We start from the raw sequence: 14,375 nt of genomic DNA, 5'->3' as shown, positions 1-14,375 counted from the left end.
AAGCGGAAAAGAACTGTGTAATGAAATTGCGTTGGTGGGGGGAGGTGGCGGCGGATATTGGATTGCCGGAGGGGGCGAAGGTTTATCACTTTCATCCGATAGGTTTAAGTGCCTATTTTGCCTGCTTATGTACAGAAGAATGGAGGATTAATACCGCTTTCCTAGAGGAGAGTGAAGGAGCACTTGAACTAAATGGATATGTCCCTAGAAACAGTGCGGGCGTAGTCATCGGCCAAAGCGGTGTTACGATAAGTGCCGGTATTGACTTGGGCCAACAGTCTTTAATAGGGACGAGAAATATCCTAAATAATTACGTTGCACAGTACGGGAATGTGAATGGTGTTGACATAGCATTGCTGTTAAGTAAGATTTTTCCATACTTTACATTGAAAAAAATACAGGCCGTTAATAAGCTGAGCGAACTCCCTCTGATCATCACAGAAGCGCAAGCCAGTATTATGGCTGAAGCTTTTAAATTTGATTTTAGAGTCAAAACTGCAAACTTGTTCGATGCTAAAAACAGGCTCGAAATGAAGTATCTACAACTCCCTTCTCAGGCTCAGACCGTAATTTTGGACTTCGCATATCAATATTACATTAATGATAGTGTGGGACCTATTCGTCAGAGATTTTGGGGGGGTTGTATGACGGGAAATGGAGAATACTTTCGGATTGGCTGCTATCTGGTCCCGATCCATACTTGAGCCGAAGAAAAAGAGAGGGGGCTCTTCTAAGGGAGGCTATCGATGCGGGCGAACTCCCCGAGGAAGGTAATCCCTGCTCCTGAAAATTATTTGAGATGACGAAATGAGTATGCATAAATTGGCTTCAATTGCCCCGCTGTTACTCCTTTTGAACTGCTGCGAGCTTTATGCGGATGGCGCCGTACTAGCTGATAAGGACATAAGTGAGAGTAAAACTCAGTCATTCAGTGAGACGGCAGATGTCAGTCGTAAGGTTTCTGATATAAATTTTTCTTACTTGATTTTATCTATTGAGCGGTTTTCCAGAGAAGATCGCTACCGTATAGTCGGTCCCGATACGGTGGAAAGTCTATCTGTTGCAGAGCGAATTATAGTGGGTTTTCAGCAAGATCCACCAAGATATTTAAAAACTGAAAGTGGTGTCCAGATATTCTGGGGGAAACAAGAGGGGCAGGCCGAGATCAAATCTATTGCCATTTTTGACAGTGATAACGAGATTAAACTGATCGGAGCGGCATCCAATATACCCACGCTCTACTCTTGGAGTTCAAAGTATGGGGTGACGACTATGTCTGAATATAGAAGGCGGCTTGAGCAGCGGGCTGTTTATATGAAAGGACCGGAAATAATTTTGTTTGTGAGGGATCAGCATGACGCGGACAGTTACTATCCTTTCGCGGCAAGATGGGCTCAAGCCGCGCTTATGGGGTTCAACTCTACGTGTAGTTCTCCTGCTCAAGCCCTCACCTGTGTGTTGGCGGAAAAAATAGCAATTCCCACGACTATTCGAACTGCTAGCTGTAATGCCGAGCAGGCATTGGATTTAACTTGTATATTGATTGTTCCCGAACTAAAGCAAAGCCAAATTCCGCTCGATATGTTCAAGCAATAGCTTCGAGTTAATTTTATAGAGGGATGCCGTCGTGTGCATCAGATCGAAAAGTAGAAGGATGTCATGCAATGAGCGCTAAGTTTTTATTGATGGTGTCTTCTTTTTTAATAGCGTCTGGATGCGGAATGCAGGCTTGTTCAGCCACCGCGCCCTCTATAAATGAAGCTGGAAACGCCGAGTCGTGTAAGGCCAGTCTGCGGCGTTCTGCAATAACGGTTGCTGAGGATGGGTTTTCAATTAACACTTTTGGGCTGTTCAAGAGCTATCCTCTTATCGGCCCCCAGAGCGAATCCAGTCATACTGAAATGGATTTTTTCTATAAGGGTGCGAGTTCGTTGTCACTGTCTAATCAATGCCTTCAGCTTGGGATGTATGAGTTTGAAATGCATGACGGAGCCAATTTAAGAAAGGGCAGTAATCACGATTTTAAGCCGATTTATGTATACTTTATGGGTGGTAGTTATTATGTGCTATTTATTAGGGTAAGCTATTTTAGTGAGGAGGGTGATGGAGAGGAGCTTGTGGCTAGTATGGCGGAATATGATGTTGAGGGTGAGTTGATAAGAAGGCTGGATCATATTTCCTCATGGCGAAGCTATGAAGGGAGCTGGGTTTTGCTTGAGGCCTGTATAGCAAGCTCTGGTATATTGTTGCGTAAGTTAAATATCGATCCGGCCTTGCAGGCCGAGGATGGTCGGGTGATTAGCTATATGCCGCCTAAGCTTCTAATGAGTCAGGTGCTGTATCCGGCAGGTGCAGGTTATTTGCGGAAGGAAAATGACAGGGGAGTCAAATGTAATTGGGATAACTACTTGTCCCTTTAAAGATGGGCGATTTCGAAATCGCCCATCTTTATTTCAATACAATCAACACCATCACTTCAGCTGTTGATGTTCGTACTTCATCTTGTAACTCGAACATCGCACTCTTCTGTTTGCCTATCCGTACCCACGTCTTCAAGCCGCATTAATCACCGAGCAACTTACCCACGCCCAGCCAGGTACGCCTGGTAATCGGGAATTCGATGGGTATGCGCCTGGCTCATCAGCGGGCTGCTGAGCAGGTAGTCGGCGCTGCACTCGTTGCAGGCCACCGGGATATTCCACACGGCCGCGACTCGCAGCAGGGCCTTGATGTCCGGGTCGTGGGGTTGGGGTTCGAAGGGGTCCCAGAAGAACACCAGCAGGTCGACCCGCTGTTCGGCGATTTGTGCGCCGAGCTGCTGGTCGCCGCCCAGGGGCCCGCTGATCATGCTTTGCACCGGCAGGCCGAGGCGTTTGGTCAGCAGCAGGCCGGTGGTGCCGGTGGCCACCAGGTCGTGTTCGGCGAGGGTGTCCTTGTGCCGTTCGGCCCAGTCCAGGAGGAATACTTTGCAGTGGTCATGGGCGACCAGGGCGATGCGCTTGCGCGCCGCCATGGTCTTTTCGGTGAAGCTGATACCGATCATCGGTTGCTGTTCCACGCTACGTCGGTTATTCCCGTGCCGTGTTTATTCGGCGTTGCACAGGGCCAGGCAGTTATCCAGCATGCGGTTGGAGAAACCCCATTCGTTGTCGTACCAGGCCAGTACCTTGAGCAGTCGACCGCCGCTGACCTTGGTGTGGTTGGCGTCGAAGATCGATGACAGCGGGTTGTGGTTGAAGTCGCTGGAGACCAGGGGCAGGGTGTTGTAGCCGAGGATCTTCGAGTGCTGGCTGGCTTCCTTGAGCAGGGCGTTGACCTCGTCGGCAGTGGTTTCGCGCTTGAGGTACAGGGTCAGGTCCACCAGCGATACGTTGATCACCGGTACCCGTACGGCCATGCCGGTCAATTTGCCTGCCAGTTCCGGCAGCACCAGGCCCACCGCTTCTGCGGCGCCGGTCTTGCTTGGAATCATGTTCTGGGTCGCCGAGCGCGCGCGGTACGGGTCGGTGTGGTAGACGTCGGTCAGGTTCTGGTCGTTGGTGTAGGCGTGAATGGTGGTCATCAGGCCGCTTTCGATGCCCAGTTCGCGGTGCAGCACCTGGGCCACGGGCGCCAGGCAGTTGGTGGTGCAGGAGGCGTTGGAGATGATCTGGTGCGATTGGCGCAGCAGGTCGTGGTTGACGCCATAGACCACGGTGGCATCGGCGCCTTTGGCTGGGGCCGAGATAATTACTTTGCGGGCGCCGGCGCTGATATGGGCGGCGGCCTTGGCTCGGTCGGTGAACAGGCCGGTGCATTCAAACACCACGTCGATCTTCTCGGCGGCCCAGGGCAGCTCGGCCGGATTGCGGATGGCGCTGACGGCAATTCGGTCACCGTTGACGGTCAGGCTTTCCTGATCGTGCTGCACGTCTGCATCAAAAGTGCCGTGCACGGTGTCGTATTTGAGCAGGTGGGCATTGATCGAACTGTCGCCCAAGTCGTTGATGGCGACGATCTGCAGGTCCTGACGGTAGCCTTGGGTATAAAGTGCGCGCAGGACATTACGGCCGATACGGCCAAAACCATTGATTGCGATTCGTAGAGTCATTGGAAAAGTGCCTGCCGTGGTTTTGTTGTTGGAATTACAAGATTATTCGCAAAAAAATAGAAAACAAGCCTTTTTAGTGGCAATATTTTGTCTTATCTACAACGAGTGACCTGAATCAACTGGTCCAAATGGTCAAGAAACCGCTGCGCCTTCCTGGCCTGACGGCGTTTTGATCAGCATAGACAAACAGGTCGCCACATCCGTTAGCCTGGAGTTCTACACATGCATCCCCGCGTTCTTGAGGTCACCGAACGGCTTATCGCCCGCAGTCGCGGCACTCGCGAGGCCTACCTCGCTCTGATTCGCGACGCCGCCAGCGACGGCCCGCAACGGGGCAGGTTGCAGTGTGCGAACTTTGCCCACGGCGTGGCCGGTTGCGGCACCGACGATAAAAACAGCCTGCGGATGATGAACGCGGCCAACGTGGCAATTGTTTCGTCATATAACGACATGCTCTCGGCGCATCAGCCGTACGAGCACTTTCCGGAACAGATCAAAAAAGCCCTGCGCGAAATCGGCTCGGTCGGCCAGTTTGCCGGCGGCACCCCGGCCATGTGCGACGGCGTGACCCAGGGCGAGCCGGGCATGGAACTGAGCCTGCCCAGCCGCGAAGTGATCGCGTTGTCCACCGCCGTGGCGCTGTCGCACAACATGTTCGACGCGGCGCTGATGCTCGGCATCTGCGACAAGATCGTCCCGGGGCTGATGATGGGCGCCTTGCGCTTCGGCCACCTGCCGATGATCTTCGTCCCGGGTGGGCCGATGGTCTCGGGTATTTCCAACAAGCAGAAAGCCGACGTGCGCCAGCGCTACGCCGAAGGCAAGGCCAGCCGCGAAGAGCTGCTGGAGTCGGAAATGAAGTCCTACCACAGCCCCGGTACCTGCACCTTCTACGGCACCGCCAACACCAACCAGTTGCTGATGGAAGTCATGGGCCTGCACTTGCCGGGCTCGTCCTTCGTCAACCCCAACACGCCGTTGCGCGATGCCCTGACCCATGAGGCGGCGCAACAAGTGACGCGCCTGACCAAGCAGAGCGGCCAGTTCACCCCGATTGGTGAAATCGTCGACGAACGCTCCCTGGTCAACTCCATCGTCGCCCTGCACGCCACTGGCGGCTCGACCAACCACACCCTGCACATGCCGGCCATCGCCCAGGCCGCCGGGATTCAGCTGACCTGGCAGGACATGGCCGACCTCTCCGAGGTGGTGCCGACCCTGTCCCACGTCTATCCAAACGGCAAAGCCGATATCAACCACTTCCAGGCGGCGGGCGGCATGTCGTTCCTGATCCGCGAACTGCTGGAAGCCGGCCTGCTCCACGAAGACGTGAACACCGTGGCTGGCCGTGGCCTGAGCCGTTACACCCAGGAGCCGTTCCTGGATAACGGCAAGCTGGTGTGGCGCGACGGCCCGATCGAAAGCCTCGATGAAAACATCCTGCGCCCCGTAGCCCGCGCGTTCTCGCCGGAAGGCGGCCTGCGGGTGATGGAAGGCAACCTCGGGCGTGGGGTGATGAAAGTCTCGGCCGTGGCCCTTGAGCATCAGATCGTCGAAGCTCCGGCGGTGGTGTTCCAGGACCAGCAGGACCTGGCCGATGCGTTCAAGGCCGGCCTGTTGGAAAAAGATTTTGTCGCCGTCATGCGCTTCCAGGGCCCGCGCTCCAACGGCATGCCGGAATTGCACAAGATGACCCCGTTCCTTGGCGTGCTGCAGGACCGTGGCTTCAAGGTGGCCCTGGTTACCGACGGGCGCATGTCCGGCGCTTCGGGCAAGATCCCGGCGGCGATTCATGTCAGCCCCGAGGCCCAGGTCGGCGGTGCGCTGGCGCGGGTGCTGGATGGCGACATCATTCGCGTGGATGGCGTCAAGGGCACGCTGGAGCTTAAGGTAGACGCCGCTGAATTCGCGGCCCGCGAGCCGGCCAAGGGCCTGCTGGGCAACAATGTCGGCAGCGGTCGTGAATTGTTCGGCTTCATGCGCATGGCCTTCAGCTCGGCAGAGCAGGGCGCCAGCGCCTTTACCTCTGCCCTGGAGACGCTTAAGTGAAACTGTCCCTGGTCGGTGATATCGGTGGGACCAACGCGCGGTTCGCGTTGTGGAAAGACCAGCAACTGGACTCGATCCAGGTGCATGCGACGGCGGACTACAGCAGCCCGGAACAGGCCATCAGCGCCTACCTGAAGGACCTGGGCCTGGCCCCGGGTTCGATCGGCTCGGTGTGCCTGTCGGTGGCCGGGCCGGTGGGCGGCGACGAGTTCCGCTTTACCAACAACCACTGGCGCCTGAGCCGTCAGGCGTTCTGCCAGACCTTGCAGGTCGACCAATTGCTGTTGGTCAATGACTTTTCGGCCATGGCCCTGGGCATGACCCGGCTGCAACCCGACGAGTTTCGTCAGGTCTGCCCGGGCACGCCCGAGCCGTTGCGCCCGGCCGTGGTGATCGGCCCGGGCACCGGGCTTGGGGTCGGCACCCTGCTCGACCTCGGTGACCAGCGCTGGATGGCCTTGCCCGGCGAGGGCGGCCATGTCGACCTGCCATTGAGCAGCCCTCGGGAGACCCAGCTCTGGCAGCACATCTTCAACGAGATCGGCCACGTCAGCGCCGAGACCGCCCTTAGCGGCGGCGGTTTGCCGCGGGTGTACCGGGCGATCTGCGCGGTGGACGGGCATCCGGCCGTGCTCGACACCCCGGAGGCGATCACCGCTGCCGGGTTGGCTGGCGACCCGATAGCCGTCGAAGTTTTGGAGCAATTCTGCTGCTGGCTGGGCCGGGTGGCCGGTAACAACGTGCTGACCACTGGCGCGCGCGGTGGGGTGTACATCGTTGGCGGGGTGATTCCGCGGTTTGCCGACTTTTTCATCCAAAGCGGTTTTGCCCGCTGTTTCGCCGACAAGGGGTGCATGAGCGATTACTTCAAGGGCATCCCGGTGTGGCTGGTGACGGCGCCGTATTCAGGCCTGACCGGAGCCGGGGTGGCGTTGGAACAGGCGGCGATCTGAGGATGTCGAGGGTCTCCTGTGGTGGGCCGTTTAGGCCATAATCGCGTTCCCCTCTTTAGGTCTGTACGAAAGCTTGCCGAGCAAAGATCAGGCAAGGCAAAAACAGGCGAGGAAGCGGAGTGTAGGGACCTACATGAGCATTCCGAACCTGTTTTTAACGCAGCATGATCGAAGCGCAGGTAGTTTTCGTGCAGACCCTAACAACAAGGACGACCAAGTGAGCTTAGTCAGTAAGTCGATTTTGTTGGTTGACGATGATCAGGAAATACGCGAACTGCTGGAGACCTACCTCAGCCGCGCCGGATTTCAGGTGCGCAGCACGGCCGATGGCGCCGGCTTTCGCCAGGCCCTGAACGAGGCCCCGAGCGACCTGGTGATTCTCGATGTGATGCTGCCCGACGAAGACGGCTTCAGCCTGTGCCGCTGGATTCGCCAGCACCCACGGGTGGGCCAGGTGCCGATCATCATGCTCACTGCCAGCTCCGACGAAGCCGACCGGGTCATCGGCCTGGAGCTGGGGGCCGACGACTACCTGGGCAAACCCTTCAGCCCCCGGGAACTGCAGGCGCGCATCAAGGCCCTGTTGCGGCGTGCGCAATTTGGCCAGGAGCGCGCCGGCGGCGAGGTGCTGTGCTTCGACGACTGGCGGCTGGATATGGTCAGCCATCGACTGTTCCATACCGACGGCGAGGAAGTGATCCTGTCCGGCGCCGACTTTGCCCTGCTCAAACTGTTCCTCGACCATCCCCAGGAAATCCTCGATCGCGACACCATCGGCAACGCCACCCGTGGCCGCGACCTGATGCCCCTGGATCGGATCGTCGACATGGCGGTCAGCCGCCTGCGCCAACGCCTGCGTGATACCGAAAAGCCACCGCGCTTGATCCGCACCGTGCGGGGCAGTGGCTATCAGTTGGCCGCCAACGTGGTGGCCGGCAATGCTCACTGACGGCCTGCGGCGTCTCGCGGCCCGGGTCCCGGTGCCGCGTTCGTTGCTGGGGCGGATGCTGCTCCTGACGCTGTTGGCGGTGCTGTTCGCCCAGGCCCTGTCCAGCGTGATCTGGGTCTCGCAGTTGCGCGCCACCCAGCTTGAGGGCCTGGTCACCAGCGCCCGCAGCCTGGCCCATTCGATGACCGCCAGCGTCAGTTACCTGCGTTCGTTGCCGGTGGCCTATCGGCCCCTGGTGCTCGACCAGTTGCGCAGCATGGGTGGCACGCGGTTTGTGGTGACCCTCAACGACAAGCCCCTGGGCATGGAGGTGCTGCCGCCGACACCGCGCAAGCAGGCGGTGCTCAAGGCGGTGGACGAGGTGCTGCGCCAGTCCCTGGGCAACGAGGCCGATATCTCGGTGACCTTTGTCAGCCCCGAAGACCTGCGGATCTTCAACGGCGGCCTGAAGCTCGATGAATTGCCGCGCTCCTGGGCCCACTACGCGCTGACCCTGGAGCCAGTCAACCCGCCGGTGCTGGTGACTCAGATCCAGATGGCCCCCGGCGAATGGCTGTACATCGCTTCCTTGCTGCCCGAGCCCTATACCAGCCTTGAGGAGCAGGGTCTGCCGGCCCAGCAGGTGTGGTTTATCGTGCTCACCAGCGGCTTCCTGCTGTTGTTTATCGGCCTGCTGGTGCACTGGCAGAGCCGTCCGCTCAAGCGTCTGGCGCGGGCCGCGCGGGACATGTCCCTGGGGGCGGACGTGGAGCCGGTGGCCGAAGGCGGTGGCAGCGAAGTGGTGGAAGTCGGCCGCGCCTTCAATGCCATGCGCGAGCGCATCAGCCGCTACCTGACCGAACGCAGCCAATTGTTCAGCGCCATTTCCCACGACTTGCGCACGCCCATCACGCGCTTGCGGCTGCGGGTCGAACTGCTGGAAGACGAACAGCTGCAAAACAAATTCGGCCGCGACCTCGACGAGCTGGAGTTGCTGGTCAAGGGCGCCCTGCAATGTGTGAAAGACACCGACATCCACGAGAACATCGAATTGGTGGACCTCAATCAGGTTCTCGATTGCCTGGTGGAACCCTACCTCGCGCCCAATGGCAACGGTCGGGTCACCCAGCAGGGCCGGGCCCTGGCCGGTTACCCGGGCAAGCCCCTGGCGCTCAAGCGCTGCATGGGCAACCTGATCGACAACGCGCTGAAGTACGGGCAGAACGCCCACCTGCACATCGACGACGATGAAAACGCCTTCATGCTGCACGTGGATGACGAGGGCCCCGGGGTGCCGGAACAGCGCCTGGAACAAGTGTTCGAGCCGCATTTTCGCCTGGCCGGCCAGCAGCAGGGCTACGGCCTGGGGCTGGGGATTGCGCGCAATATCGCCCACAGCCACGGCGGCGAAGTCAGCCTGCAGAACCTGCGCGAAGGCGGGCTGCGGGTGACGCTGTATCTGCCGCGTTCGTTTGATTGAGAGCCTGTCGAGCGCGGGTTGGATCGGCCGGTTGAGTAGCCCACGCCCTCTGTGGCGAGGGCCAGCCGCTGCACCGAAGGTTTCAACCTTGAACCGGGGTTGCGGGGTTTGCCCAATTCACCGCCGTCAGCGATTTTGCGCCGGCTGCGCCGTCGAGCGGGAACAAGCTCCCTCGCCACAAAGAGCTTCGTTGTCCAGCAATCTCTCCTGATCACATAAGCACCATCTGCACAGCGCGGTGGTTATGTCACCGCTTGGTGACATTTGCCGTGTGCTTCGTTACCTGCGGTGGATCGAGGCTTGATTAGACTCAGGCCTTCGATAAAAACAACAACAGGTCGCCCATGGACTCTCTTTCGCTGTCGTTCAGCAGTTGGCTGAACGCTCCCGCCCATCATGCCTGGCTCGCTGCCGAAGGCCTGCGCCTGCTGGATTTCGCCAAGGCGGCACGGCTCGCCGACGGCTTCGGCAATCTGGACGCCCAGGGCCGCCTGCCGGCCGACGCCCGGGCCGAAACCATGAACACCGCGCGCATGACCCACAGCTTTGCCATGGCCCATATCCAGGGTTTGCCCGGTTACGCGGCGCTGGTCGACCACGGCGTCGCCGCCCTGGCCGGACCATTGCGCGATGCCGAGTACGGTGGCTGGTTCGCGGTGCCGGCAGCAGCGGATGGCAACACCGGCAAGGCGGCCTACCTGCATGCCTTTGTCGCCCTGGCCGCCAGTTCCGCAGTGGTCGCCGGGCGCCCCGGTGCCCAGGCCTTGCTGGAGCAGGCGATCGAGGTTATCGACAGCCATTTCTGGAGCGAGGAGGAGGGCGCACTGCGCGAGTCGTTCAACCGCGACTGGAGCGAAGAGGAAAGCTACCGTGGCGCCAACAGCAACATGCACGCCACCGAAGCCTTCCTCGCCCTGGCCGATGTCACCCAGGACCCGCGCTGGCTGAACCGCGCCCTGCGAATTGTCGAGCGGGTGATCCACCAGCACGCGGCGGGCAACGACTTTATGGTGATCGAGCATTTCGACCGCCAGTGGCACGCCTTGCCCGACTACAACTCGGCACATCCGGCAGACGGCTTTCGCCCCTATGGCACCACCCCCGGGCATGGTTTCGAGTGGGCGCGCTTGCTGTTGCACCTGGAGGCTTCGCGGGTGCGTGCCGGGATGTTGACCCCGGGCTGGCTGGTGCTGGACGCGCAAAAGCTGTTCGAGAGCAACTGCCGCCACGGCTGGGCGGTCGACGGTGCGCCCGGCATCGTCTACACCCTGGACTGGCACCATCGGCCCGTGGTGCGCCAGCGCCTGCACTGGACCCACGCCGAGGCCAGCGCCGCCGCCAGTGCCTTGCTCCAGCGCACCGGCGAGGCTCGGTACGAAACCTGGTACCGCTGCTTCTGGGAGTTTTGCGAAACCCATTTCATCGACCGCGTGCAGGGCAGCTGGCACCACGAGCTGGGGCTGGACAACACCCCCAGCGCCGAGATCTGGGCCGGCAAACCCGACCTCTATCACGCCTGGCAGGCGGTGCTGATTCCGCGCCTGGGGTTGGCCCCGAGCCTCGCGTCTGCCCTGGCGCAGGTGTCTGGCCCGCAGGTTATGTAACCATGCAGTGACATTCGCGCGTCCCTTCGTTACCTGCGAGGTTCGATGCGCTGTTTAAAATCCCGTGCAGCGCAAGCACCAGACTTGCATGCATAACAACAAGAAAGGTACTTCAGATGAATGCGATTTCTCGCCTCGCCACTGTCATTTCTCTCGCCTCGTTGTTTCCCTTGAACGCACTTGCCGCCGATTCCAAAGGTTCAGTGGAAGTCGTGCACTGGTGGACGTCGGGTGGTGAAAAAGCCGCGGTCGATGTTCTAAAGGCCCAAGTCGAGAAAGACGGCTTTACCTGGAAGGACGGTGCGGTTGCCGGTGGCGGCGGTTCGACTGCCATGACCGTATTGAAAAGCCGCGCCGTCGCCGGTAACCCGCCGGGTGTGGCACAGATCAAGGGGCCGGATATCCAGGAGTGGGGCAGCACTGGCCTGCTCAGCACCGACACCCTGAAAGACGTCGCCAAGTCGGAAAACTGGGACGGCCTGCTGTCGAAAAAAGTCTCCGACACCGTCAAGTTCGAAGGTGACTACGTCGCCGTACCGGTGAACATCCATCGGGTCAACTGGCTGTGGATCAACCCGGAAGTATTCAAGAAAGCCGGGATCGAAAAAGCCCCGACCACCCTCGCCGAATTCTATGCCGCCGGTGACAAACTCAAGGCCGCCGGCTTCATCGCCCTGGCCCACGGCGGCCAGCCGTGGCAGGACAGCACCGTGTTCGAAGACGTGGTGCTGTCGGTGATGGGCGCCGAGGGCTACCAGAAGGCCCTGGTCGACCTGGACCAGAAAACCCTGTCCGGCCCGGAGATGACCAAAGCCTTCACCGAGCTGAAAAAACTCACCGGCTACATGGACCCCAACCGCGCCGGGCGTGACTGGAACATCGCTGCCGCCGACGTGATCAATGGCAAGGCCGGCATGCAGATGATGGGTGACTGGGCCAAGAGCGAGTGGACCGCGGCGAAGAAAATCGCCGGCAAGGACTACCAGTGCGTGCCGTTCCCGGGCACTGAAAAAGCCTTCACCTACAACATCGACTCCCTGGCGGTGTTCAAGCTCAAGGCTGATCGCAAGGGCGACATCGCCGCTCAGCAGGACCTGGCCAAGGTTGCACTGGGCAAGGACTTCCAGAAGGTCTTCAGCATCAACAAGGGTTCGATCCCGGTGCGCACCGACATGCTCAACGACATGAGCGGCCTGGGTTTCGACTCCTGCGCCCAGGCGTCAGCCAAGGACTTCCTGGCTGACGAGAAGACCGGCGGCCTGCAACCGAGCATGGCGCACAACATGGCCACTTCCCTGGCCGTGCAGGGCGCGATCTTCGACGTGGTCACCAACTTCATGAACGACAAGGATGCGGACCCGGCCAAGGCCAGTGCGCAGCTGGCATCGGCCGTCAAGGCCGCCCAGTAACCCCGGATGCCACGGGTACGCCCGTGGCCGTTACTTGAAGGGTCTATCCCTGTGGGCGCTCGCTCCCACAGGGCACCACCTTCTGATCCCTACTTCACACCTGGATTATCCCGATGAGCTCTGTGGCGGTTTTCAGCAAAGCCTCACCGTTCGATGCGCTGCAACGCTGGCTGCCCAAGTTGGTGCTGGCGCCGAGCATGCTGATCGTGTTGGTTGGTTTTTACGGTTACATCATCTGGACGTTCATTCTGTCCTTCACCAATTCCAGCTTCATGCCGACCTACAAATGGGTCGGTTTGCAGCAATACACCCGCCTGCTGGACAACGACCGCTGGTGGGTCGCGAGCAAGAACCTGGCGCTGTTCGGCGGCATGTTCATCGGCATCAGCCTGGTGCTCGGGGTGTTCCTGGCCGTGCTGCTGGACCAGCGGATCCGCAAGGAAGGCTTTATCCGCACTGTGTACCTGTACCCGATGGCGCTGTCGATGATCGTCACCGGTACTGCCTGGAAGTGGCTGCTCAACCCGGGCCTGGGCCTGGACAAGATGCTGCGCGACTGGGGCTGGGAAGGCTTTCGCCTGGACTGGCTGGTGGATCAGGACCGGGTGGTGTACTGCCTGGTGATCGCCGCCGTGTGGCAGGCTTCGGGTTTTGTCATGGCCATGTTTCTGGCCGGCCTGCGCGGTGTCGACCAGTCGATCATCCGTGCTGCCCAGGTCGACGGCGCGAGCCTGCCGACCATCTACCTGAAGATCGTGCTGCCGAGCCTGCGCCCGGTGTTTTTCAGCGCCTTCATGATCCTCGCCCACATCGCGATCAAGAGCTTCGACCTGGTGGCGGCGATGACGGCGGGCGGCCCGGGCTACTCCTCGGACCTGCCGGCGATGTTCATGTACTCCTTCACCTTCAGCCGTGGCCAGATGGGCATCGGTTCGGCCAGCGCCATGCTGATGCTGGGCGCGGTGCTGACCATCCTGGTGCCGTACCTGTATTCCGAACTGCGGGGCAAACGCCATGACTAACGCGCTCGGGAAACCGACCCTGAACTTCAGCCGCATCGCCATTTACGCCACCTTGCTGCTGGCGGCCGCGGTGTACCTGATCCCGCTGGTGGTGATGCTGCTGACCAGCTTCAAGACCCCGGAAGACATCCGCACCGGCAACCTCCTGAGCTGGCCCGCCGTGATCGATGGCATTGGCTGGATCAAGGCCTGGGACAGCGTCGGCGGCTACTTCTGGAACTCGGTGAAAATCACCGTGCCGGCAGTATTGATCTCGACCTTTATCGGCGCGATGAACGGCTACGTGCTGTCGATGTGGCGCTTCCGTGGTTCGCAGCTGTTCTTCGGCCTGCTGCTATTCGGCTGCTTCCTGCCGTTCCAGACCGTGCTGCTGCCGGCCTCGTTCACCCTCGGCAAGTTCGGCCTGGCCAACACCACCACCGGCCTGGTGCTGGTGCACGTGGTGTACGGCCTGGCCTTCACCACGCTGTTCTTCCGCAATTACTACGTGAGCATTCCCGATGCGCTGGTCAAGGCGGCGCGCCTGGATGGCGCCGGGTTCTTCACCATCTTCGGCAAGATCCTGCTGCCGATGTCGATCCCGATCGTCATGGTCTGCCTGATCTGGCAGTTCACCCAGATCTGGAACGACTTTCTGTTTGGGGTGGTGTTTGCCAGTGGCGATGCGCAGCCGATCACCGTGGCCTTGAACAACCTGGTCAACACCAGCACCGGGGCCAAGGAATACAACGTTGATATGGCGGCGGCGATGATCGCCGGGCTGCCGACCCTGTTGGTTTACATATTCGCTGGCAAGTATTTCCTGCGTGGGCTGACGTCCGGCGCGGTCAAGGGGTAACA

General features: G+C 59.8%; 13 protein-coding genes. 11 read left to right on the top strand and 2 right to left on the bottom strand.

Annotated elements, in window-relative coordinates:
• From CF161_RS06605 to CF161_RS06595, 3 genes are all read left to right on the top strand, one after another.
• Positions 1–704, top strand: a 704-nt coding sequence (locus CF161_RS06605) for a pesticin C-terminus-like muramidase (protein ID WP_020295787.1), incomplete at its 5' end; no start/stop codon positions are given.
• A gap of 103 nt (positions 705–807) precedes the next feature.
• Complete coding sequence (locus CF161_RS06600) at positions 808–1,596, top strand: hypothetical protein (RefSeq protein ID WP_043228737.1); 789 nt, start codon at positions 808–810, stop codon at positions 1,594–1,596.
• A 68-nt stretch (positions 1,597–1,664) separates the two neighbouring features.
• The gene (locus CF161_RS06595) at positions 1,665–2,420 is read left to right on the top strand and encodes a hypothetical protein (protein WP_020295786.1); all 756 of its coding nucleotides are present in this window, start codon (positions 1,665–1,667) and stop codon (positions 2,418–2,420) included.
• Between the two features lie 158 nt (positions 2,421–2,578).
• Here the strand turns inward: CF161_RS06595 and CF161_RS06590 are convergent, their stop codons facing one another.
• Positions 2,579–3,043, bottom strand: coding sequence for a methylglyoxal synthase (locus CF161_RS06590; RefSeq protein WP_020295785.1), 465 nt, complete (start codon positions 3,041–3,043; stop codon positions 2,579–2,581).
• Positions 3,044–3,085: 42 nt separating this feature from the next.
• On the bottom strand, positions 3,086–4,090 hold the full coding sequence (gene gap, locus CF161_RS06585) for a type I glyceraldehyde-3-phosphate dehydrogenase (protein WP_020295784.1): 1,005 nt from the start codon (positions 4,088–4,090) through the stop codon (positions 3,086–3,088).
• A 222-nt stretch (positions 4,091–4,312) separates the two neighbouring features.
• On the opposite strand from gap, the gene edd reads away from it, so the two are divergent.
• The 8 genes from edd to CF161_RS06545 all read left to right on the top strand — a co-directional run bounded on the left by edd (position 4,313) and on the right by CF161_RS06545 (position 14,373).
• Entirely contained in the window at positions 4,313–6,139 is a 1,827-nt protein-coding gene (gene edd, locus CF161_RS06580) for a phosphogluconate dehydratase (protein ID WP_020295783.1), read from the top strand.
• Positions 6,136–7,092, top strand: a complete 957-nt coding sequence (locus CF161_RS06575; RefSeq protein ID WP_020295782.1) for a glucokinase — start codon at positions 6,136–6,138, stop codon at positions 7,090–7,092. The genes edd and CF161_RS06575 overlap by 4 nt, the downstream gene beginning before the upstream one ends.
• Before the next feature lie 217 nt (positions 7,093–7,309).
• Entirely contained in the window at positions 7,310–8,041 is a 732-nt protein-coding gene (locus CF161_RS06570; RefSeq protein WP_020295781.1) for a response regulator, read from the top strand.
• On the top strand, positions 8,031–9,500 hold the full coding sequence (locus tag CF161_RS06565) for an ATP-binding protein (RefSeq protein ID WP_020295780.1): 1,470 nt from the start codon (positions 8,031–8,033) through the stop codon (positions 9,498–9,500). The genes CF161_RS06570 and CF161_RS06565 overlap by 11 nt, the downstream gene beginning before the upstream one ends.
• A 344-nt stretch (positions 9,501–9,844) precedes the next feature.
• Positions 9,845–11,104: an AGE family epimerase/isomerase gene (locus CF161_RS06560; RefSeq protein ID WP_020295779.1), complete on the top strand. Its 1,260-nt coding sequence runs from the start codon at positions 9,845–9,847 to the stop codon at positions 11,102–11,104.
• Between the two features lie 116 nt (positions 11,105–11,220).
• A complete protein-coding gene (locus tag CF161_RS06555; protein WP_020295778.1) occupies positions 11,221–12,513 on the top strand; it encodes an ABC transporter substrate-binding protein in 1,293 nt (430 codons plus the stop codon).
• A 113-nt stretch (positions 12,514–12,626) separates the two neighbouring features.
• Entirely contained in the window at positions 12,627–13,535 is a 909-nt protein-coding gene (locus CF161_RS06550) for a carbohydrate ABC transporter permease (protein WP_020295777.1), read from the top strand.
• Complete coding sequence (locus CF161_RS06545; RefSeq protein WP_020295776.1) at positions 13,528–14,373, top strand: carbohydrate ABC transporter permease; 846 nt, start codon at positions 13,528–13,530, stop codon at positions 14,371–14,373. Before CF161_RS06550 ends, CF161_RS06545 begins: the two co-directional genes overlap by 8 nt.
• The last annotated feature ends 2 nt before the right edge of the window (positions 14,374–14,375 follow it).

The sequence above is a fragment of the Pseudomonas sp. CF161 genome (assembly GCF_000416215.1).
GTDB lineage: Bacteria > Pseudomonadota > Gammaproteobacteria > Pseudomonadales > Pseudomonadaceae > Aquipseudomonas.
The sequence above is the reverse complement of the archived record's forward strand: the minus strand, read 5'-3'. Positions and strand labels throughout refer to the sequence as shown.